The sequence below is a fragment of the Microcoleus sp. T2B6 genome (genome assembly GCF_036700475.1).
In the GTDB taxonomy this organism is placed as follows: domain Bacteria; phylum Cyanobacteriota; class Cyanobacteriia; order Cyanobacteriales; family Microcoleaceae; genus Microcoleus.
Genome location: NZ_JAUBOZ010000024.1, coordinates 20,405 through 41,609 on the forward strand (window position 1 = coordinate 20,405; position 21,205 = coordinate 41,609).

General features: G+C 45.7%; 21 protein-coding genes and 1 pseudogene. 9 read left to right on the top strand and 13 right to left on the bottom strand.

Annotation, left to right across the window (positions count from 1 at the left end; all coding sequences use genetic code 11):
- Window positions 1-90 precede the first annotated feature (90 nt).
- From QUA00_RS13285 to QUA00_RS13310, 6 genes and pseudogenes are all read right to left on the bottom strand, one after another.
- Entirely contained in the window at window positions 91-906 is an 816-nt protein-coding gene (locus QUA00_RS13285; protein WP_333409909.1) for a DUF4340 domain-containing protein, read from the bottom strand.
- Window positions 907-953: 47 nt separating this feature from the next.
- The gene (locus tag QUA00_RS13290) at window positions 954-3,062 is read right to left on the bottom strand and encodes a Gldg family protein (protein ID WP_333409910.1); all 2,109 of its coding nucleotides are present in this window, start codon (window positions 3,060-3,062) and stop codon (window positions 954-956) included.
- Between the two features lie 44 nt (window positions 3,063-3,106).
- On the bottom strand, window positions 3,107-4,009 hold the full coding sequence (locus QUA00_RS13295) for an Rpn family recombination-promoting nuclease/putative transposase (RefSeq protein ID WP_333409911.1): 903 nt from the start codon (window positions 4,007-4,009) through the stop codon (window positions 3,107-3,109).
- Between the two features lie 174 nt (window positions 4,010-4,183).
- A complete protein-coding gene (locus tag QUA00_RS13300) occupies window positions 4,184-4,984 on the bottom strand; it encodes an ABC transporter permease (RefSeq protein WP_333409912.1) in 801 nt (266 codons plus the stop codon).
- Between the two features lie 2,053 nt (window positions 4,985-7,037).
- Window positions 7,038-8,063: pseudogene (locus QUA00_RS13305) on the bottom strand (ABC transporter ATP-binding protein); the annotation flags it as partial.
- 314 nt (window positions 8,064-8,377) lie between these two features.
- Window positions 8,378-8,587, bottom strand: coding sequence for a hypothetical protein (locus tag QUA00_RS13310; protein ID WP_332999805.1), 210 nt, complete (start codon window positions 8,585-8,587; stop codon window positions 8,378-8,380).
- A 172-nt stretch (window positions 8,588-8,759) separates the two neighbouring features.
- Here QUA00_RS13310 and QUA00_RS13315 point away from each other — a divergent pair, with 172 nt between their 5' ends.
- A complete protein-coding gene (locus QUA00_RS13315; RefSeq protein WP_332970604.1) occupies window positions 8,760-8,957 on the top strand; it encodes a helix-turn-helix transcriptional regulator in 198 nt (65 codons plus the stop codon).
- Between the two features lie 73 nt (window positions 8,958-9,030).
- Here the strand turns inward: QUA00_RS13315 and QUA00_RS13320 are convergent, their stop codons facing one another.
- The 5 genes from QUA00_RS13320 to QUA00_RS13340 all read right to left on the bottom strand — a co-directional run bounded on the left by QUA00_RS13320 (window position 9,031) and on the right by QUA00_RS13340 (window position 13,090).
- The gene (locus QUA00_RS13320; protein WP_333052734.1) at window positions 9,031-9,675 is read right to left on the bottom strand and encodes a Uma2 family endonuclease; all 645 of its coding nucleotides are present in this window, start codon (window positions 9,673-9,675) and stop codon (window positions 9,031-9,033) included.
- A 113-nt stretch (window positions 9,676-9,788) separates the two neighbouring features.
- Complete coding sequence (locus tag QUA00_RS13325; RefSeq protein ID WP_333409913.1) at window positions 9,789-11,432, bottom strand: trypsin-like peptidase domain-containing protein; 1,644 nt, start codon at window positions 11,430-11,432, stop codon at window positions 9,789-9,791.
- A 154-nt stretch (window positions 11,433-11,586) separates the two neighbouring features.
- Window positions 11,587-11,793: a hypothetical protein gene (locus QUA00_RS13330; protein ID WP_333409914.1), complete on the bottom strand. Its 207-nt coding sequence runs from the start codon at window positions 11,791-11,793 to the stop codon at window positions 11,587-11,589.
- A 147-nt stretch (window positions 11,794-11,940) separates the two neighbouring features.
- Window positions 11,941-12,639 carry a pirin family protein gene (locus tag QUA00_RS13335; RefSeq protein WP_333409915.1) on the bottom strand — a complete coding sequence of 233 codons (699 nt, stop codon included), beginning with the start codon at window positions 12,637-12,639 and terminating at the stop codon, window positions 11,941-11,943.
- A 214-nt stretch (window positions 12,640-12,853) separates the two neighbouring features.
- Window positions 12,854-13,090 (bottom strand): CDGSH iron-sulfur domain-containing protein, encoded by a 237-nt coding sequence (locus QUA00_RS13340; protein WP_333340413.1) that lies wholly within the window; start codon window positions 13,088-13,090, stop codon window positions 12,854-12,856.
- A gap of 147 nt (window positions 13,091-13,237) precedes the next feature.
- On the opposite strand from QUA00_RS13340, the gene QUA00_RS13345 reads away from it, so the two are divergent.
- Both QUA00_RS13345 and QUA00_RS13350 read left to right on the top strand, forming a co-directional pair.
- Window positions 13,238-13,576, top strand: a complete 339-nt coding sequence (locus QUA00_RS13345) for a helix-turn-helix domain-containing protein (RefSeq protein ID WP_333409916.1) — start codon at window positions 13,238-13,240, stop codon at window positions 13,574-13,576.
- Between the two features lie 70 nt (window positions 13,577-13,646).
- A complete protein-coding gene (locus tag QUA00_RS13350) occupies window positions 13,647-14,045 on the top strand; it encodes a DUF4112 domain-containing protein (protein ID WP_333142571.1) in 399 nt (132 codons plus the stop codon).
- A 302-nt stretch (window positions 14,046-14,347) separates the two neighbouring features.
- On the opposite strand, the gene QUA00_RS13355 is transcribed toward QUA00_RS13350, so the two are convergent.
- Window positions 14,348-15,370: a beta-eliminating lyase-related protein gene (locus QUA00_RS13355; protein WP_333409917.1), complete on the bottom strand. Its 1,023-nt coding sequence runs from the start codon at window positions 15,368-15,370 to the stop codon at window positions 14,348-14,350.
- Between the two features lie 82 nt (window positions 15,371-15,452).
- Between QUA00_RS13355 and QUA00_RS13360 the strand changes: the two genes are divergently transcribed.
- The 6 genes from QUA00_RS13360 to QUA00_RS13385 all read left to right on the top strand — a co-directional run bounded on the left by QUA00_RS13360 (window position 15,453) and on the right by QUA00_RS13385 (window position 20,415).
- A complete protein-coding gene (locus tag QUA00_RS13360) occupies window positions 15,453-15,665 on the top strand; it encodes a DUF2997 domain-containing protein (protein WP_006633566.1) in 213 nt (70 codons plus the stop codon).
- A gap of 11 nt (window positions 15,666-15,676) precedes the next feature.
- On the top strand, window positions 15,677-16,459 hold the full coding sequence (locus QUA00_RS13365; protein WP_333142573.1) for an XRE family transcriptional regulator: 783 nt from the start codon (window positions 15,677-15,679) through the stop codon (window positions 16,457-16,459).
- A gap of 20 nt (window positions 16,460-16,479) precedes the next feature.
- The gene (locus QUA00_RS13370; protein ID WP_333409918.1) at window positions 16,480-18,111 is read left to right on the top strand and encodes an Hsp70 family protein; all 1,632 of its coding nucleotides are present in this window, start codon (window positions 16,480-16,482) and stop codon (window positions 18,109-18,111) included.
- A gap of 54 nt (window positions 18,112-18,165) precedes the next feature.
- Window positions 18,166-18,771, top strand: a complete 606-nt coding sequence (locus QUA00_RS13375; protein ID WP_333409919.1) for a hypothetical protein — start codon at window positions 18,166-18,168, stop codon at window positions 18,769-18,771.
- A gap of 28 nt (window positions 18,772-18,799) precedes the next feature.
- Window positions 18,800-19,657 (top strand): bifunctional class I SAM-dependent methyltransferase/HIT family protein, encoded by an 858-nt coding sequence (locus QUA00_RS13380; RefSeq protein WP_333409920.1) that lies wholly within the window; start codon window positions 18,800-18,802, stop codon window positions 19,655-19,657.
- Window positions 19,658-19,845: 188 nt separating this feature from the next.
- Window positions 19,846-20,415: a hypothetical protein gene (locus QUA00_RS13385; protein WP_333085073.1), complete on the top strand. Its 570-nt coding sequence runs from the start codon at window positions 19,846-19,848 to the stop codon at window positions 20,413-20,415.
- Between the two features lie 91 nt (window positions 20,416-20,506).
- Here QUA00_RS13385 and QUA00_RS13390 read toward each other — a convergent pair whose 3' ends face one another.
- Window positions 20,507-21,061: a GNAT family N-acetyltransferase gene (locus QUA00_RS13390; RefSeq protein WP_333409921.1), complete on the bottom strand. Its 555-nt coding sequence runs from the start codon at window positions 21,059-21,061 to the stop codon at window positions 20,507-20,509.
- Window positions 21,062-21,205: the final 144 nt, after the last annotated feature.

Here is a 21,205-nt window from a genome sequence, read left to right on the forward strand (position 1 = left end):
CAAAGAGTAAATTTTATTGTGGAACAGGCATCTTGCCTGTTCATAAAAGCCTTATTGAGAATGGTGCAACATCGAGGAGCGACCGGCCATCTATTTATTCTCAGGACTTGGCGTGGGAGAGGGTTTTTGCGGTTTCTCTGTTTTGGGTGCTTCTGCTTTTTTCCATTCTGACAAAGGTCGTTGGACGGCATTTTTAAAGTCAAAAGGCACTAGCAGCACGGGCAAATTTTGGGCGGAATTTTGAGGGGGCGCTTCCGGCGGATTGGCTTGAGCGTACAAGAAGCGGCCGCTAAAGTCTGTTTTGCCTAAAACTAGGCGGTGAGTTTCCTGGTTGTCCAGTTTTACTGTGACTGTAGCTTGGGGTTGGTCGAGACCGAATTCGGGCAGTTGAGCTGCAGTAATATTAATCGTGCGATCGCTCTTTCCTGTTGCCAGCCTGTCTAGCAAAAAATCCACCGATGCCTGACTTGCGTGTGCTTGCACTGGCAATTTCATTTCCCAGCTAGACTTGCCTCCTTTTGTAGCATAAACACGTTCAAAAGTCAATATTTTTTCAGGAGTTTTGACTGTAAAGAATTGTACGCGATCGGACTTAAAAGCAAAAATTTTCTGTTTTTCTTCCTTAGCGGCTTCCTGTTTCGGAGACACTTGCATCTCGAACAAAGCAACCAACCCAGTCATGCTAAGCGCGACGGCTATCAATACTAATGTATTTTTCTGCAATTTCATAATAACTGAGAATTGGGCATTGGGAATTGGGCATTGGGAATTGGGCATTGGGAATTGGGCATTGGGAATTGGGCATTGGGAATTGGGGAGTTTGTTATTAATAACAACTGACAACTGACAACTGACAACAGTCAACTGACAACTGCAAACTGTCAACTGACAACTGACAACTGTCAACTGTCAACTGTCAACTGTCAACTGACAACTGTCAACTGTCAACTAACTTATCTTCTCTTCCACCAAATAGCGCCACCAATTCCCAGTCCGAGTAAAGGCCACATTAGCCAAGCTAAAACCAGCAATCCTACTTGGATGGCCGTCATGTTAATGCGGCGGTTGGTAGCTTTTTTCGGACTGATAGAAAAGCTTTGCTGGTCTGGTTTACTCAACCAACTGACTGAATTGAGAAACACGTCGCTATTGAGTTGTTGGTCAAACCAACCGTTAGTCACAAATTGAGATGTGCCAATTACTACCATTCGCGATGTTTTTCTAGGAGTTGAAGGCGCAGAAGGAGTTGCCGTTGGGCTGGGAGATGCTGTGGGAGAGGTTGTGGGTGTTGGCGAACTTTCTGGAGATGCTGTGGGAGATGCTGTGGGAGATGCTGTGGGTGTTGGCGAAGTCGTGGGTAATGCTGGCGGCGTAGCTTCTTGCGAGACAATCACCGAATAGCTGATTGGGGAAGCTGTTGGTGAAGTTGTCGGCGACGGTGATGTTGTCGGTGATGGTGAATCTGTCGGTGATGGCGAAGTTGTCGGTGATGGTGAAGTTGTCGGTGATGGGGAAGTTGTCGGCGATGGCGAAGTTGTCGGTGATGGTGAAGTTGTCGGTGAGGGTGAAGTTGTTGGCGATGGTGAATCTGTCGGTGAGGGTGAAGTTGTTGGCGATGGTGAATCTGTCGGTGAGGGTGAAGTTGTTGGCGATGGTGAATCTATCGGCGATGGTGAATCTATCGGTGATGGCGATGTTGTCGGCGATGGGGAAGTTGTCGGCGATGCTTGGGGTGAAGGCGAGGGCGAAGTTGGTGTTGGTGAAGGGGAGGGCTTTAAGGGAGTGCTGTCAGTGGACGATCGAACTAAAGCTACACCTAATAATAGCGGTCCTTGTCGATCGGTCTTTTGATCAAACTCCAATTTCTTAGTCGTCAAATCGCTTTCGGCCCAACTTTCCTGACTCGTCCAAATCAGCGGTTTTTCCTCTATCCCTTCTACTGGCGAGGTTTCCAAAGCACGCGCAAACGGATAAAATGAAATACCGTTGCCAAAACTTTGAGTAATCGGATGTTCGCCGTAGCGCCTGACTGTAGGAACCGTGGGGCCCAGGCCAAATCTTTGACCAGTGCCCGAAGCATCGATGGCCAAACGGCTGTCTAGTTTGACGCCCCATTCTTGCAGCAATTTGTCCAATCCCGTATCAATTGCCGGGTCTACCATTAACAATAAACTGCCGCCGCGATCGAGATAAGCTTTTAGTGCTTTAATTTCTGTATCGGAAAACGGTTTGTCCGGCCCGGGAACGATTAAAGCATCTGCATCTTCTGGCACTTCTTTGCGTTCGGTCAAATTCAGCGTTTGGGCGTTGTAGTATTTATCTTTCAAAGCTTTTTCAGCTTGCTGAATTCCGCCTTGACCTTCCTGTAGCGGGCGGGCTCCTTTGCCTTGCAAAAAGTAAACTGTAGCAACGCGAGTGCTCAGGATTTCTTCTAAGCCATTGGTAAGTTTTATCTCTGAAAGACCTTGATTTGGGTCGCTACCAAAAGCAGTGCCACCTTTTTGCAGAACTTGTTTTTTGTCCCCGGATTGCAGGTAAACTTCTCCGATGCTGGTAATGCTAAATTCCCGCGCTTTTCCCGGTTGCGTCTGCGGGTCAACAAACTCGAATTGGAACTTTTCGCCTCCCTCGCGTTTGTAGCTTTGCAGCAATTCTTTAATTTGGGGGTTTTGGATGGGGTCAAATACCCAAACTTTGACTGTTTGTTGCAGGTTTCGCAGTATTTGTTGAGTCTGCGGGGCAAGGGTAAATTGTTGGCTTTCGGTTAAGTCGATGCGGACGGGATAGCGAACGGCTATGAAGTTAATTACTCCGAGAATCACAAAGACGGCCAGGGTAGCAATCAGGGCGTTGGTGCTGGCTTGAGTGGAACGCTGCCCCCAAAAGCTTTGTTCGTAACTCAAATATAGCAGCCAAAGTGCGATCGTCACTGCTCCGGCAATAACTAAACCGACTGTCAATGGTTCCCATACTCCGGATACAAGTGCTGCTGTTACCCCCGCTGCGATGAGGAGGGGGCCCAGCAAAAAAACGTATTTCCAATTTGTTTTGCTAATTTTCATAACGTAAATATTGAGGGAAAAATTTCCGGGTCGAGGATGTTATTCTATATCGCATTAGCCTGCAACCATGCTGTTAAATCTGACGGCTTGTTGAAATCGATCACGGCATCTCCTAGTTCTTCTAATTGCTCTACGCCTAATTGACGGATGCTGTTTTCAGTTTCCGGTTGTATTGTGCCTAAGCGCTTCACTAGCTGACGCAATATTAACGAGAGTTGAGCGGTTTTTGTAACCTGTTCTCTTGCTACATCTATGGCAATCTGCTGGTCTTGAATCCACAGTTCTTGCTTCTGCAATTCATTTAATTCTTCCTGATTGAAATTTTCCTCGCTGGCAATTTTAAAAGCTTTCTGAATTTCGGGAACTGCACTGAGTGTTTCTGGTACTGTCTCCAGAGTGCTGGCTTTTTCGAGAAAGTAAATCCATTGCTCTGCTGTTGTTGCTAATTCTGCTAATTCCTTGGTAAATTTTGGCAGTTCGATAAATACTAATTCTATTGCAGTATCTGGACACTCAAACTGTTGCTCTTTTTCTTGAAAAACAAACCGTGACAAAAATTCTGGCTGATTTTCAAACATTTCAAAGTCGGCAATTTTCAAGGAAATTACTGTTTTTAGTCTTTCGTAGCGTTCTTTTCCTGTTAATTGCTGGCTGTAGCTTTTGGCAGCGTTGTACAAAACTCTGTTCCCAAAGGAAGGCACGTTGATCAGTTGAATTTCAACTAGGGCGATTCTGCCGCCGTTAATTGTGGCTTTGACATCTAGGTGTGTGTCTTGGGTTGCGAGAGTTTGAGGTTCTGGTTGGGAGTCGATTATTTCTAAGTCTTCGATGACCGGCTGTGCTTCATAAAGGATGGCGTTTAAAAAATTAATCAGGATGTCTTTGCTGTCGCTGGAACCGAATATTTTTTTGAACGCAAAGTCGATTTTGGGATTGATAAATCTCATTATTTCAAGAAATTAGTGGAATAACTAACATTAATTGGGGATGGGGAATGGGGAATGGGGCATTGGGCAAACAGGGCATTGGGCATTGGTGGTGTGTCCTTTAATGTGCAATTCTCCAAATCTCCTACTTTCCCCATCTTTCCTCTTTATTCCCCGAAGCCTTCCCTGATGTTTTTAAGAACGCTGATATCGCAAGGCATCGATAGATTGGGCGGTCAGAAATACTCCTAAAATGATGTAACTGGCAAACATAATTAAACTGCTGGTATCGAAAACTCCCTTGACAAGATTGGTATAATTTGTTAGGAGCGACAAATGTCCTAATGCTGTTCCGAAGGCGCCACCGATAGCGACGGCGGCTGCATCGATCACCCAGAGAAATAATACTAGAGCGAAGGTGAGGATGGCTGATAAAATTGTGCTGTCGGTGAGGGAGGAAATAAACATTCCGAGGGATAATACTCCTGCTGCTAGTAAGATTAAGCCGGCGTGTCCTAGCAGAAGAACTCCGGGGGGTACGGGTGGGGTTGAGGAACTGAGGGCGATCGCCTCGCAGAACAGCAGGGGCAGCAACATGGTGGTATAAAATGTTAAAACTCCCAGGAGTTTGCCGGTAGCAACTGCCCAGTTTGTTAAGGGCGATGTGGCTAATAGTTCTAAGGTGCCGCGTTTGCGTTCTTCTGCGTAAAGTCCCATTGAGAGTGCAGGTAGTACGAACAAGGAAAGGGAACCCATGATTCGCAGAAAGAGTTGCAGGAATTCGTAAGCAACGTCGATGGGAGGTTCGGTAATTCCCATTTGGTCTCGCTGGCCGATTTGGGGAATTAACCCGTCGGGGGCTAGGAGGATGGCTATTAAAAAGTAGCCGGTGATTAGCCAAAAGACTGCTGCAATGGCATAGGCTAATGGCGATGCAAAATAGCTTTGTAGTTCTTTGCGGTAAATTGCGACAATATTACTAATCATTACTAACATTTAGGAATTGGGAATGGGTAATTGGGCATTGGTAAGTGGTTCATTCTGAGTCCCCTGCAGGTGGTGTTTGGCTGTCGTCGCTATCCTGTTTTTTTCTTTCTATTTGTCGCTTTTTGGTCATAGGCGACTGTTCGGGCCGAGAATCGCTACTCGGTTGTGGCTTTTTTTTAATTGGCCGATTTTTTACAACAGGTTGGGATTCTGGTTGAGAACGTTCGATCGACTTTGGCGCATCTAAAATCGGTTCGGGTTCTGGCTGAGAAAGTTCGATCGACTCTACTGTTTCTACAATAAGTAGATTTTCGACAACCGGTTCGGGTTGAGAAGGTTGGCTCGACTTTGGTGTTTCTGAAACTTCGAGATTTTCGACAACCGGTTCGGGTTGAGAAGGTTGGCTCGACTTTGGTGTTTCTGAAACTTCGAGATTTTCGACAATCGGTTCTGGTTGAGAAGGTTGGCTCGACTTTGGTGTTTCTGAAACTTCGAGATTTTCGACAACCGGTTCGGGTTGAGAAGGTTGGCTCGACTTTGGTGTTTCTGAAACTTCGAGATTTTCGGCAATCGGTTCGGGTTGAGAAGGTTTGCTCGACTCTACTGTTTCTACAATAAGTAGATTTTCGACAATCGGTTCTGGTTGAGAATGTTGGCTCGACTCTACTGTTTCGACAATAAGTAGATTTTCGACAACCGGTTCGGGTTGAGAATGCTCGATCGACTCTACTGTTTCTACAATAAGTAGATTTTCGACAATCGGTTCTGGTGGAGAATGCTCGATCGACTCTACTGTTTCTATAATGAGCTGATTTTCGACAATCGGTTCTGGTTGAGGATGTTCTAGCGACTCTATTGTTTCGACAATCAGCAGATTTTCGACAATCGGTTCTGGTTGAGAATGCTCGATCGACTGTATTGTTTCTAGAATGAGTAGATTTTCGACAACCGGTTCTGGTTGAGGATGTTCGATCGACTCTTGCCTTTCTACAGTTTCCAGAAAATCTGCCACTGGTTGCATTTCAGATTCTAAATCGCTTATTTCCTCCGGTGTTTCTGTAATTGGTTCGGATTCGGGTTGAGAATAGTCGATCGACTCTTGCCTTTGGACAATCGGTTCTGGTTCATTATGCTCGATCGACTCTACTGTTTGTGAAACTTCTAGATTTTCGACAATCGCTTCTGGTTGATGATGTTCGATCGACTCTGGTGTTTCGACAACTGGTTCTGGTTCTGGTTGAGAATGCTCGATCGACTCTGGTGTTTCTGGAATGAGCAGATTTTCGACTATCGGTTCTGGTTGAGGATGCTCGATCGACTCTACTGTTTCGACAACTGGTTCGGATTCTGGTTGATGATGCTCGATCGACTCTAAGGTTTCTGAAACTTCTAGATTTTCGACAATCGGTTCTGGTTCATGATGCTCGCTCGACTCTTGCCTTTCGACAACTGGTTCTGATTCTGGTTGAGAATAGTCGAGCGACTCTACGGTTTCTGAAACTTCTACATTTTCGACAATCGGTTCTGGTGGAGAAGGTTCTATCGGGAGTCTCTCACTTTTATAAAAAACATTTTTTACAAAAGTGAGCATCCTGCTTGCTTGTTTAGATATCTGTAGCGAGTAATATCCTCGGGTTTCTGTGACACCCAAACTGAGATGCTTCGCTTCACTCAAATCTACCGTTTCTGCAACTGGTTCTGATTCTGGTTGAGGATGTTCACTCAAATCTACGGTTTCTGCAACTGGTTCTAATTCGGGTTGAGGATGTTCACTCAAATCTACGGTTTCTGCAACTGATTCTAATTCGGGTTGAGGATGTTCAATCAACTCTGCGGTTTCTGCAACTGATTCTAATTCTGGTGGAGAAAGTTCTATCGGCTCTACGGTTTCTGCAACCGGTTCCGATGCGGAATGAGAATCATCAAGCAACTCTTCAGTTTCTGCAACTGGTTCCGATGCTGAATGAGAATCATAGAGAGACTCTGGTTTATTTGAAACGGGCAGATTGTCCGGGATGATCGTCGGTTGTGATTCCGATTGATGAGAATCCGCGATCGAGTTTTGAATTTCTGCCGCTTCTTGCAGATTTCGATCGACCTCCGGTTCGCTGTGAACCAGATTTTCTTCCGGTTTCTTTTCAGCCGCTGTCAGCCTTAAAAAGACATCTTCGAGAGTAGCGCGAGACCGGCGCATTTCGCACAGCCCAAATCCAGAGGCGACGATAGCTGTAGCAATTTCTCGTCCGGGTTCTCTTTCCGGTTCGCACAAGGCCCGCAGGCGGTAGCGATTCACTAAAAATTGCTGGCTTGGAATCAATTCGATCGATCGAACTCCCGGCAAATTTTCCAAAGAAGGCAACAGCAGACTGTTTACCAAATCCGCCTCGCCTTCAACTTCGAGTTCGTAACCCTCTCCGACAGCCAACTCTCCCATCAAATTTTCGGGAGTACCCGCAGCGACGATTTTACCGCGATTGATGATGGTGACGCGGTTGCAAGTCATGCTGACTTCCGGCAGAATGTGCGTGGAAAGGATGATTGTGTGCTGGCCGCCAAGACTTTTGATTAAATTGCGGACTTCGATGATTTGTCGGGGGTCGAGACCGACGGTTGGTTCGTCTAAGATAATGACCGGCGGGTCGTGGACGATCGCCTGCGCGATACCGACGCGCTGCCGAAATCCTTTAGAAAGCTTGCGGATTAAAACTTTGCGTTTATCCACCAGGCCGCAGCGTTCGATCGCGGAGGTAACTCGTCGCGCGCGATCGCCCGCAGGTACTTGCTTAATCCGGGCCACAAAAAACAGAAACCCTTCCACAGTCATTTCTGGATACAGCGGCGGGTTTTCCGGCAGATAGCCGATGCGCTGTCTGACTGCCATCGAGTTTTCGTGAACGTCGAGGCCGGCGATGCGGGCCGTACCGCTGGATGCCGGCAAATATCCCGACAAAATCCGCATGGTTGTGGTTTTACCGGCACCGTTGGGTCCCAAAAAACCCAGAATTTCTCCTGATTCGACCGAAAAAGACACGTCCGCGATCGCTGCGGTCGAACCGTAATTTTTGCTTAAGTCATCTACTTCAATCATTTGTCAGAAGTGACGCGATTTTAGGTTTGAGATTTTAGATTTACTTTGCCAACCACAGGCGGGACGCCTGTTCCACGAAGTGGAGAGTCCCGCCCGATCGGCGGGTTGATCGAATTTATGGCTCAAATGCTAATTTGATTTTGTTTCCCAGTGTAGTCTGGCAAGAACCAAATCTATCATAAGTGTCGATCGGACTTTGAAGCAAAATGCTAGGTAGTAGGGTGCCAAGCCCGGAAATGAGTAGCCGATGTACATCGAATCGCTACCAACCGACGCACCCTACCAGTAGAGTCCGTGCCTACCCGAACCCTCAACTAGCTGCCTTCGATGTTGTTAGGCGCTGTTTCTAGGTTGATATCGGCATTAAAAACAATCACAAATTGAGCCTTGGGGATTAACTGCCGGACGATCCGCAGATAGCCGTCAGCATCGGAATGCCTGAAAAAGTGGGCCACAGTGATTCGCTGCATATTGGGAAGCAGGCGAACAACCAACCACCTGTTAAGGCGCTGTTTGTAGGGCATAATTAAGTTTGTCTCCATTCAGTGTTGGAGCAAAAGCCAGTTCAATGCTTGTCTAGGGCGCGGACTGGCTTTTGACCTTTGTTAGACTTTGTGTCTATATCTAGGTTATGACACGAACTACATATAGTCAACTGAATAAATAGAATAAACTGAACTAAGTACGGGATAGATAATGACGCTGGGGCAAAAGCTAAGAGAAAGACGTGAAAGTCTAGGTTTGACTAGAATACAAGTGGCAAGAGCGTGTAATGTGGTGGAATCCACAGTTATCAACTGGGAAACCGACAGACACGTCCCCAAGCTATACCCAGCACAGATGAAAGCCCTGTGCGACTTATTGAAATTCTCGATCGAAGATTTAGTCGTGTAGCTTCGGGAGTTAAAATAAAGTAGGTTGGACAATCGCGCTTTTTTGCAGAGAGGGCGATCGCTTTCTATTTAGATTACTGCTGAAATTGAGCCAGCAACCAAGCCCCTACCTGTGCTTGATCTTCAGTGCGACTCCGCCGCAAAGCCTCTTCCAACACAGCAATAGTTAATCCCGGCAAAACTTCCGATCGCACAAGCCGCCGACTGCCATTATCAGCAATAATAGCAAAGGCAATAATTTGAGATTTCTGCACGTCTACTACCCAATATTCAGCGACTTTTAACTCTTCGTAAAGCAACCGTTTTTCACCAATATCATCAGCCAAAGTTGAGTCCGCAACCTCTATCACTAAATCTGGCGGTGGGGTAACATCAAGACTTGCGATCGAACTTCCCCTCGGTGCTAATTGCGCTCTTTCTCCAATATAATATGATACATCCGGTTGACACTCTCGCACTCCAGTTTTCCGGTAGCTACAGTTATCCAATCCGTTAAGAGAAATACCTTTGATAGTACAAAATAGATTAATTGCGAAAAGTGCGATCGCATTATCTCGTGAATGATCAGGCCCTACTGACATAGTTTCAATCCTCATTTGTCCATTGCGGTAATAGCATTTTGCTTTACTGTAAGCTGGGTCATCTGCCATCGCGATGAACTCTTCCCAGGTTGCTACCACCCAGATATCAGTTGGCAATTTAGTCTTTAGTCCACTCATTTTTTTATCCCAAATATCTCGATCGTATAACACCACTCAATCAAACGCAAACCCTGTTCTCTCTACTCTTCCTCTGCGCCCTCTGCGCCCTCTGCGGTTAAATAAAAAAAATCTCAACTCCTTTTCCAAATCTTAATTTCCCCCAACCAACCCGCACTAACAATAGTCTTCCCATCGCTGCTAATAGCCACAGCACTAACATAGCCAGAATGCCCGCTCAAATTACCTCTCAAATCCCCCGATCGCACATCCCAAAGTCTCACACTCTTATCCCAACTCCCAGTAACCAGCGTAGTGCCATCCCGACTAAAAGCCACCGACCAAACCCCGTCAGTATGCCCGCTTAAACGCCGAATTAACTGCCCGTTTCCGGCATTCCACAACCCAACAGTGCCATTGCTGTTTCCCGCCGCTAAACTTTTGCCGTCGGGAGTAAAAGCTAGCGACAAAACAGCCAAGTTTTTGCCGCCAATCGTGCGAATTGCTTGACCGCTAGCTAAATTCCACAACCTAATTGAACCATCTTTGCTGCCGCTAGCTAAAGTTTTGTTGTCGGGACTAATTGCAACAGCATTCACCAACCCAGAATGCCCGGTCAAAGTCCGCAGCAATTCCCCCGTTTTCGGGTTCCAAATCTTAATCGTTTTGTCCCAACTACCGCTGGCTACAAATTGACCATCAGGACTAACGGCAACGCTCGAAACAGCATTGGAATGCCCGCTCAAAGTGCGTACAACCGCGCCAGTTTCTAAATTCCAAATTTTCACAGTTTTGTCGTCGCTGCCACTAGCTAACACCTTGGAGTCCGCACTCGCGGCCAGTGCGTTTACGGCTTCCGTGTGACCTTGCAGGGTAGTTTTTAATTGCCCGCTGGGGAAATTCCAAACTGAGATAGTGCCGTTGCTATTTCCTGTAGTAAAATAAGCTGAAGCTAGGGCAAGGGAACTGACAACTTCGGAAGGCCCTTTGAGGGTATTTGTAGCAGCAAAGGCGATCGCACTTGCGGGCGTGCGGGGCGCATTATTCGCTGGAGTTTTAGGGTTTCCGGCAGTAGGAGATTGGGGAACGACTGGCAGCGAAATAGTCGATCGCCATTTCATGAAAGTATTAATTTCTATTCCCGCCGCCACTATTTTATCCGAGTTCTCCTCTAACCTGACAATGCCGTTAATTGCGACAACTCGCCCCGCATCGTCGAGCACCGGCCCGCCGCTCATGCCCGCTCTCACTAAGTTGTTGTATACCAAAGTATAACCGTTCCACGGAGTTTGGCGGCCGGTAAGCTGACCTTCCGTGGCGATGAAAATCGGCTGTCTCAGGGAACCGCCGGATATCGGCCAGCCGGCGACATAAGCCTTGTTTCCCTTAGTTGCTGCGGAATTGGCTAATTGAGCCAGGGGGTAGCTTTGAGTGCTGCTGAAGGGCACGATCGCCAAATCCGCACCGGGCATTCGCCGCACGAGGCTATAGTATACAGAGTGAGCTTTGCCGTCGGGAGTTACGACCTCGTAATCGCCGGCTTTATCGACAACGTGCCAGTTTGTGAGAATATAGTATGTGCTGCCCTGCTTCTCTAAAATTACTCCTGAACCGCCTTTTGCCCCCTGGATGCGAACAGTAATTTGTTGGGCAACGGTTTTAACTTTGTCGGCGGTTAATGCGAGGGCGATTTGAGGTGATGTCAGTGGGATGAGGGCGATCGAACTCAGGGCGATCGTAGCACTCAAAATAGCCGGAATTGTTCTGCTGTAATTCATTATTGTGTCAATTTAACATACCCACATATCAACTGACGGAAAAGTTATCCGGTTTGTGGCATATTTACAACGCGAAAATGCCTGCGCGATCGAACTTTCGACATTCGCACAAGCCTCACAATATTTGACACAGCCCTCTGGCTAGCAGAAAAATTTAGAATTGGGAACCACAAATAGACTCAACCATAGCAACTGGCTTATCTTTATTTTGATCTCGGCAAATGATACTTTGAGCCCTACGCTGCCGCGAATATTCCCCATTAGCCATCCAGCCGAGGGGTGCGCCTGCGATCGCGCCGACTGCTAAACCAGTGAGGAGGCTCCAAACAAGATGCTTTCTGGCGATCGGGTTTTGTTGCATAAAAATTTATCCTAAAGACTCACCCTTAGAAAAAATATCACAAATAAAATTTACTTTCTTCCTCCTATTTACTTATTTCCTAAGTAGTAACCCACCCTAAGTAGGGTGCGAATTACGCACCTTACTGAGTATGTAGGCTGCCCAATTTTATGCTAAATCAAAAAGCAAAATTTCTGCATCTGCTGCCGCTTCAATCACCACCTCATACTCACCGCTAACCGCCGCAGCGTCGCCATTTTTCAAGGTCAAACCGTTCAGCAAAACCGAGCCGCGAGCCACTTGCACCCAAGCATGGCGATTCGGCTGCAAAGCATGAGAAACCCGCGATTCTTTATCCAAAACAGCCGCATACAAATCAACATCTTGATGCACTTTCACAGCACCATCTCTCGCATCTCGCGCCGCCACTAAGCGCAGTTTTCCGTGCCTTTCTGCTAGGGGAAATTCGCGCTGCTCGTAACTCGGCTGCAAGCCTTTTGTATCGGGTAACAGCCAGATTTGCAGCAAATGAACCGGGTCTGTTTGCGAGTTATTGAACTCGCTGTGCTGGATACCCGTACCTGCACTCATCCGCTGCAATTCACCGGGTTTAATCACTGCACCGGTACCCAAACTATCCTTGTGTTCTAATGCTCCTTCTAATACATAAGTAATGATTTCCATGTCGCTGTGGCCGTGAGTGCCGAAACCTCTGCCGGGGCTAACGAAATCCTCATTAATTACCCGCAAAGAGCGAAAATTCATATAATTTGGATCGTAATAGCCGGCAAAAGAAAATGTGTGGTAACTGTCCAGCCAACCATGATTAGCGTGTCCTCTTGCTTCACTTTTTCTGACGGTAATCATCTTGTCCTCCTAATTTAAAAACAATCAAAACTATGGTGTTTGTTTAGCAGTCCTGGACGTAGAAACCGGGTTTTTTAGGATAATAGTGCATCGCAGCTTTAATATCGGTGAAAAACCCGGTTTATTTGGTATTGATGCCTAAGTCCTATTTAGTTGTAAAATCAAACCCAAAGCGGTGGGTGCACGATGGGTTTCTCCTCGATTATTGCTGCCTTTAAAGTTTGCTATGAGCGCCGTCGCAAAATGGAGAATTTGCGGTATACTTGCAGTTGCACATCGCCACAGTTTTTTTCTCAGTTACTTCAAAAGCTAACGGCACAAATTCGCTACCTTTATGGGAACCGTCACAAAAAGGCTGATTCTTAGCTTGACCGCAGGTGCACCAGTAGTAAGTACCGGGTTCAAGTTCCATAACGGCGGGTTTTTTATCAGCAATCACAGGTTGGCTCATCGTGTTCTCCTTTTTGATTGATGCCAGATGCAGGAATATATCTATTGGTTTAGTTTGTTTGATTTCTGCGATGTTTCTACTTTAAACCGAGTCAAGCTATTATGGGAAGTACGCACTTAAAAGTGCGGTAGTTACCAAAAAGATACTATGCAAGTCCAAGAAGTAAACGCCGATCGAGCAAATTGCCCTGTAGAACGCACTCTAGAGGTGATTGGCGGGCGCTGGAAAGTCTTAATTCTGCGAGAGTTGTTTCAAGGAGTGAAGCGCTTTAACGAGCTGCAACGAGCTGTCAACGGCATTACTCAGAAGATGCTGACGCAGCAACTGCGGGAAATGGAATCAGATGCGATCGTGCACCGGGAAATTTACCTGCAAGTGCCGCCAAAAGTTGAATATTCGCTAACGCCTTTGGGCGAAAGTCTCAAACCGATTATTAATGCCATGCACGAATGGGGAATTCAGCATATTAGCGAAGATCGAGAATGAGCGGTTTCTAGATATTTTTTTCCGTCTTCCGACAGATTTCAAATTTTCAACCTAGTTCAACAATAATAATATGAACAACATAGAGCGTCTCGCCACCCTCAACCGCATCCGCAAACTCAGCCGCCTGATGGATACCGCCATTGGCATCCCCGGCACTAAATTTCGCATTGGTTTAGATCCCATTATCGGTTTAGTTCCGGGTGCTGGGGATATCGTAGATACCGCGTTTTCCGCCTACCTAATTTATTTAGCAACTCGATTCAACATTCCCCAAAAAACTCTAGGGAAAATGGTTTACAACATCGGTCTAGAAGCCGTTGTGGGATCAGTACCTTTAGTAGGAGATATCTTCGATGCTTTTTATAAATCAAACATGAGGAATCTGGCCCTTTTAGAAGCACATCTCGAAGAGGCTGAACCCGAACTAGCCGCAGTTGCCGAACCTGTTCCTCAATCTATTAAATTGTAGGGCTGGTGTCACAAACAATAATTGTAAATAACACACAATCTCTCAAACTCGCCCCCACCCAACGAGAAATCCCCGCGCCTATTTTTTGCATTTAAAATGTAGGGGCGGGTTTCACCAACAATAATTGTACATAACCAACAATCTCTCAAACCCGCCCCCACCCAACGAGAAATCCCCGCGCCTATTTTTCGCATTTAATATATAAATCAAGGTTGATGTGGATTATTTGTGAGTGGGGGCGGGTTTCTTAGATGGTTCATAGCTGGCCGGTATTATTTGTAAAACCCGCCCCTACATTTTAATCATTGATGTCGTTTAACCGCTTCCACGAAAGCAATAACATCCGCTTCCAAAGTATTAAAAGCCGTTACCAGTCTAACAGTACATTCATCCCACCGATAAAACAGAAAGCCCTCAGCTAAAACCGCTGTAATTACCGATTCGGGAAGTTGAAGAAAAATCTCGTTTGCTTCAACCCGATGGCAAAACTTCGCTCCCTCAACTCCCGCCAAACCTTCGGCTAATTTTGCTGCCATATTATTTGCATGAGCCGCATTCTTCAGCCACAAATCATCCGTTATATACGCTTCCAACTGTGCCGACAAAAACCGCATTTTCGAGAAAAGATGCCCGCTGCGCTTGCGGTAAAAAGGGAAAGTCTTTGCTAATTCTTGATTAAAAAAAACTACAGCTTCCGCAGCCATCGCCCCGTTTTTTGTCGCTCCAAACGATAGAATATCTACACCGGCGCGCCAAGTGATATCCGCAGGAGAACAGCCTAGATTCGCGACAGAATTGGCAAAGCGAGCTCCATCCATGTGCAGGTGCAAATTGTGAGCGCGAACTACTTCCGAAATGTGGGAAATTTCTGCTGGATTGTAGACTGTGCCAGCTTCCGTTGCTTGAGTGATGCTGACGGCTGCGGGCTGTACGTGGTGGACGACACCTGCACCAGCGCGATCGAGTATTTTTCCTAAAGTCTCTGCCTCTATTTTAGCATGATTTCCTGTTACTGTTACTAACTTTGCACCGCCTGTAAAAAACTCCGGCGCGCCGCATTCATCTACATTAATATGAGATGCCGCGTGACAGTAAACAGCGCCGTAAGGAGGAGTAACAACCGCAAGGGCCAGAGCATTAGCAGCAGAACCAGTTGCTACCGGAAAAACAGTCACCGATGTCTCGAACAAATCCGAAAATTTAACTTGCAAACGCTGTGTATATTCATCATCTCCGTAAGACATCACAGCACCGCAATTAGCCGCTGCAATCGCAGCCATAATCTCCGGCGAAACCCCGGTTGCATTGTCGCTACAAAAATTCATTAGAATAATTGGTAAATAGAATCTATAATATAACTCAACACTCAAGAGTCAACACTCAAGCATTAAACCACGAGGCAGAATTATGGCAGAATACCGCCAAATAGAATACCGCATCGGCAAAGACGGCAAAATTACCGAAACCGTCCTCAACGCCACAGGTTCGAGTTGCACCGAAACCACCGCCGGAATTGAAAAAGCCCTCGGAAAAGTAGAATCTCAAGACTTGCTGCCAGAATACTACCAAGGCGAAGAAAATTTGGTCGTTGAACAAACGCAGACTTTAAAACAAGTTTAGAAGAGTTAAAGATGTTTGATATCCTGGGTGCAACAGTTGATGTAACAACAGTGCCTGCCTTCAGCTTCGCGCTAGCTATCGGGGGCATTTTTCTAATTTTAGTGTACGTTTATGCTGCATCTGAGGCGGGAGATGCGATCGAGTTTAAGTACGATACAATTCTGCGGGAACGCATGAATCAGCTAGACATTCTCGATTGGCAAGATTTAGGCGAAAAAGCAGGCTTAAGTCGCTTTGGGGTGCGCTTAGTGCGGCAGGGAGACGTGGGAAAACTCACCCTAGACCAACTGAGGCGGCTGGCAACAGTGCTGAATTTGAATTTTCAAGAGTTCGATCGCACTTTGAGCGCGCTGCCAATATCGGCTACAATCACAACTAATCCCAGCGAAATAGAAGAATTGAGGCAGCAGTGTTTCCGGCTGCGAGAAGAATTGCAGCAGCAAAAAGCTCAACTAACTGCCGATTTTCGCCGCGCTACCTTTGAACAGTTGCAAACTTTGTTAACCAACTATCCCGCCGCCCGCAAAATGGCAGAAGCCAAGCCGGATATGCCCGCCAAAAATCTCTCAGCTTTGTTTACTCCCTTAGAAAACCTGTTATCAAGCTGGGATTTTCAAACAATCGGTTCTGCGTGGGAACAAACTCCTTACAATCCGCAGTTGCACCAGCCGGATGTTGAGGATATAACAGAAGGAGAATTAGTTTATATTCGGTTTGTCGGCTATCGCGAGGGAGAGCGAATTCTTACTCCTGCTAAAGTTAGTCGCACCCTGCCAGCGGGAATGAAAAATTAAATTTTAAATTTAAAATCACCATGACTACAGTTGCCATTGACTTCGGCACCAGCAACACGGTTGTCTGCATTCTTAACCCGGATACGCAAACACCAGAAACTTTGAGATTGGGCGAGATGTCCCGCATTTTTAAAACCAAGAATTCGAGCGGAGATGTTCGAGAAATATCTGTAGTGCCGACTTTAGTCTTTGTGAACAAGGCGGGAGAGTTGGTGTTAGGAGAAAAAGTGCGATCGCAGCGTTTGGGACAATCCCAGCCCGACCGTTTTTTCAAAGCTTTTAAACGCAATTTAGCTGCCGATTTTCAGCCGCCGCCCCGCAATATCGACGGCGAAACCTACACAGTCGAATCAGTAGCTGAACAGTTTATCAAAACTATTTGGAAACAATTATATTTACAAAATATACAGGCAGACAAAGTAATTTTTACCGTCCCCGTTGGATCATTTGAGCGATATCTAGATTGGTTTCGCGACTTAGGAGAAAGTTTGGGAGTTGCGGAAGTTCAGGTAATAGATGAATCCACAGCCGCCGCCCTGGGATATGCAGTAAAACGCCCCGGCTCTCTAGTTTTAGTAGTTGATTTTGGCGGCGGAACTTTAGATTTAAGTTTAGTTCGCACTGCTGTAACCCCCCCCTTACCCCCCCTTAGCAAGGGGGGGAGAAATCTCGATTCCCCCCTTAGTAAGGGGGGGCTGGGGGGGGTGCGTGCCGAAGTGTTGGCAAAATCCGATGCTTATGTAGGCGGCGAAGATATTGACATCTGGATTGTCGAAGATTATTTGCGGCAAATTGGTTCGTCGCGGGCAGAAGTCGGCTTAGTTGGCTGGCAAAACTTATTAGAAATAGCGGAAAAATTAAAAATTCAACTTTCTCAAGTTAATGAGGCGAAGGAAAGCTGGTTTGACGATGAAAATTTTATGTCTTACGACTTGCAGCTAAACCGAGAGAAGCTTGAAGAAATTATGGAATCTAGGCAGTTGTTAGAACAGTTGCGGGAAAGTTTAGATGAAGTGCTGAGTATTGCACAGGGAAAAGGTATCGGCAAAGCAGATATCGAACAGGTTTTGCTGGTAGGAGGAACTTCTTTAATCCCGGCTGTATCTAATTTAGTGGTTTCGTATTTTGGGCGGCAAAAAGTCCAAAGAGACAAGCCTTTTGAAGCCGTGGCGCACGGTGCTTTAGCATTGACACAATTAGCGAGTGTTGACGATTATTTGCGCCACAGCTATGCAATTCGCCTCTGGGAACCTTATGCTAAAGCTTATGCTTATTCGCCGATATTTAGCAAGGAAATGAAGTATCCCTGTCAAAGTTCCGAAGAGTTGACGTTGCAAGTGGCAATTGAAGGGCAAAGGGAAATTCGGTTAGATATTGGGGAAGTTGCGGAGGTATTGCAAGCGGAGGTTATTTTTAACGAAAAAGGGCAAATGATGAGCAGCTTACTCAACAAACAAACGGATTTTCGCTCTCTGGAAAGCCACCACCAGCAGGTTTGCGTAGCGCATTTGAATCCGCCTGGGGTATTGGGAATTGACAGGGTTTCGGTGAGTTTTGAGGTGGATGAGAGGCGGGTTTTGTTGGCGACGGTGCGGGATTTGGTGACTGGTAAGGTGTTGGTGGAAAAAGGGGCGATCGCCAAACTGCAATAATGCTAAAATCTCAAGTATTATCGGTATTTTTTAGTTAACTTAAGGACTTTTAAAATGTCATATAGTGAATTTACTACCATCACCAAAGTGCGTGCAGCATTTAACCTCACTGTTAATGAAAAAACTGTTTTGTTTGCAGATGTAGAATCAATTGCACCTAGCGAATATCTCAAAACAACCCTAGCAGAATATATCCCTCTCGCCAATGCTATCAATACTGAAAAAGCTCGATCCGAGTTAATTATTGCTCCCGTATTATTAGAAGTACGGCGCATTTTAAACTTCCAAATCGGCTTTTTTTCCGGCACGGAATTTAATGCCGATCCAGAAAGTGGACTTAACGGGTACTGCGATTATATCCTCACCGCATCCAGCGATTTGTACGAAATCCGAACACCAGTTGTCACCTTAGTAGAAGCCAAAAATGAAAACATTAAAAACGGATTAGGACAGTGTATTGCTGAAATGTTGGGAGCCCAGCGATTCAATCAACAGCAAAATGATGAAATTGAGGCGATTTACGGAGGTGTTACCACGGGAAATGCTTGGAAGTTTCTCAAATTGGTAAATCAAACAGCTTTTATTGACTTGAACGATTATTATATTAACCAAGTTGACAAAATTCTCGGAATTTTAACAAAACCTTTACGTAAAGACTAAAAACAACGATTGACATCAAATTTCTGCCATGAAAAAGCAACAAAATAAATTCAGCCACCTGACGGCAATGGAAAGAATTTCCCTGTCCTTTCCGGCCAGATTTTTATTAGATAAAAACTTGCTGCAAGGCAAAGTCTTAGATTTTGGGTGCGGCTTGGGCAGCGATGTGAGATTGTTGCAGCAAAAAGGGTTCGATATTACGGGTTATGACCCTTATTATTTCCCGGAATTCCCGGATGATAAATTCGACACAATCATTTGCTTTTATGTTTTGAATGTTTTGTTTCCTGAAGAACAAGCTAATGTCCTGATGGAAGTGTCGCACCTGTTGAAACCGGGAGGAAATGCGTATTTTGCGGTGAGAAGGGATATCAAAAAAGAAGGCTTTCGAGAACATTATGTCCACAAAAAACCTACATATCAGTGCATTGTCAAACTTCCATTTAAGCCAGTTCACCTAGATGAGTCTTGCGAAATATACAAATACGTGCATTACAACCATCAAAGAAATTCAACTAATAACTGCATATTCTGTAATCCGTATAAAAACCTAAGTTTGCTAACTGAATCAGCAACAGCTTATGCGATGTTTGACGGTTATCCCGCCAGCAAAGGTCATGTTTTAATCATCCCCAAGCGTCACGTTGCCAATTATTTTGAACTGCCGTTTCGAGAGCAATCCGCTTGCTGGTTTATGGCTAATAAGGTGCAAGAAATGTTAAGTAAAGAGTTTCAGCCAGACGGTTTTAATGTGGGAATCAATATTAATAAACAGGCTGGTCAAAGTCGCAGTCACGCGGCTATTCATGTTATCCCCCGCTACAATGGCGATGCGGCTGGGAATAAAGGCGGAATTAGGTATGTGATTCCCAAGAGTGAAAAATAAAAGTTAGCCAATTGTGAAAGGAATTCTTTTTTACCGCAGAGGCGCAGAGAACACAGAGGAATAGAGAAGAGAGGAATTCATAATTTTTGTAAGGATTGTTATATTTGAGCAAACGGCGAGCAAAATAGAGTTAAAATGTGTTGGCAAGGTCTAAAACTACACATTAGCAGCAATTTGGTGTTCTGTTTATGTCTAAGCGCAAAAAGCAAGCATGGCTCAAGGAAACTCTAGAACTCAAAGAAGACCACAATTGGAAGTCAAAGCCGGGAACGCGAATTTTTGTAGCAGGAAGAGGTGCAGTCCGCTTTGATGTCCCGGAAGATTGGCATTTTGAACCGGATACTAATTCGTTCCGGTTTACGGATAAAAAGCCGCCGGATGATGATTGTCGTTTGGAGGTTTCGTTTAATTTGCTACCACCTAATAACTGGGCAGATTTTCCGCTGGTGCCGCTATTACAGAAGGTAGTTGAAGATGATACGCGAAATCCGATCGCTTTTGGGGAAATTATCCAATTGAAGCGGCAAACTGCCCGCGTTGTTTGGACTGAATTTAAGTTTATCGACCCTCCAGAACAGCGGGAAGCTTATTCGCGAATCTGTATTGGATTGGGTTCTAATGTTCAGTGTTTGATTACTTTTGATTACTGGGTTGACGATGCAGAGCGTTTGACTCCTGTCTGGGATACGGTGATGGATTCGTTAGTTCTGGGTTTGTTTATCAGCGACCCTCGAACGGGGTTCGCACGTCCAGACTAGACCGATTTTCTGGGAAACTTTCAACAACTAATTTTGCTAAGTGTTGAATTGGCAAGCCACCAGTCAGTAAATTTAGAACCTACATTAAACTTTACAACCGCTTTGCCATGTAAATATCTGGCTTGCCAATTCCGTTCGCGTCGGGCATCACTCCCACGATCGCAAAACCCATCTTTTGATAAAATTCGTAGGGATGACCGCGCAAATTTCTAATTTTGGCGACGTGTTCCCAAACGTTAGGATAAAGATTGATGCCTGAAAGAGTTGTTTGATTGTCTTCGTCGTCGGTACCCACCCACAGCACGATCCCTCCCCGGTTTTTAGCTTCTGCTGCTAAATCAGCTACGAGCGATCGACCAACTCCTTGTCTGCGAAATTCTGTTCCCACTACCAGCGGGTGCAGTTCCCAAACATTACCGTCATACTGTTTAATCCCGCCAATCCATCCCAAAACTTGATTGCTGTCGCCGACAGCAATTCGACTGATGCGATCGGCTGCTAAAGATTCTTGTACTTCTTGCAAAGCAGATTTTATATCGGGCCAAGCATCGGGCCAATGCTCTTTAAAACCTTCAACTATTAATCTAGCTACCTGTTGGATTTTTGGCTCGTCAACCGCACGCAAATCTGTAATTTGTACGTTCATGAATTTACCGACTAAATCAAGGATTACGGGCTAATACGCTCACAAACCGGATTTTATAACCGGGGTAAGCGGCAAAAACGAAATATTATTAATAGTCTTCACGCTCCTTATGTTCCCAAAGGGAAAAGTTATTATTGGAAAGTT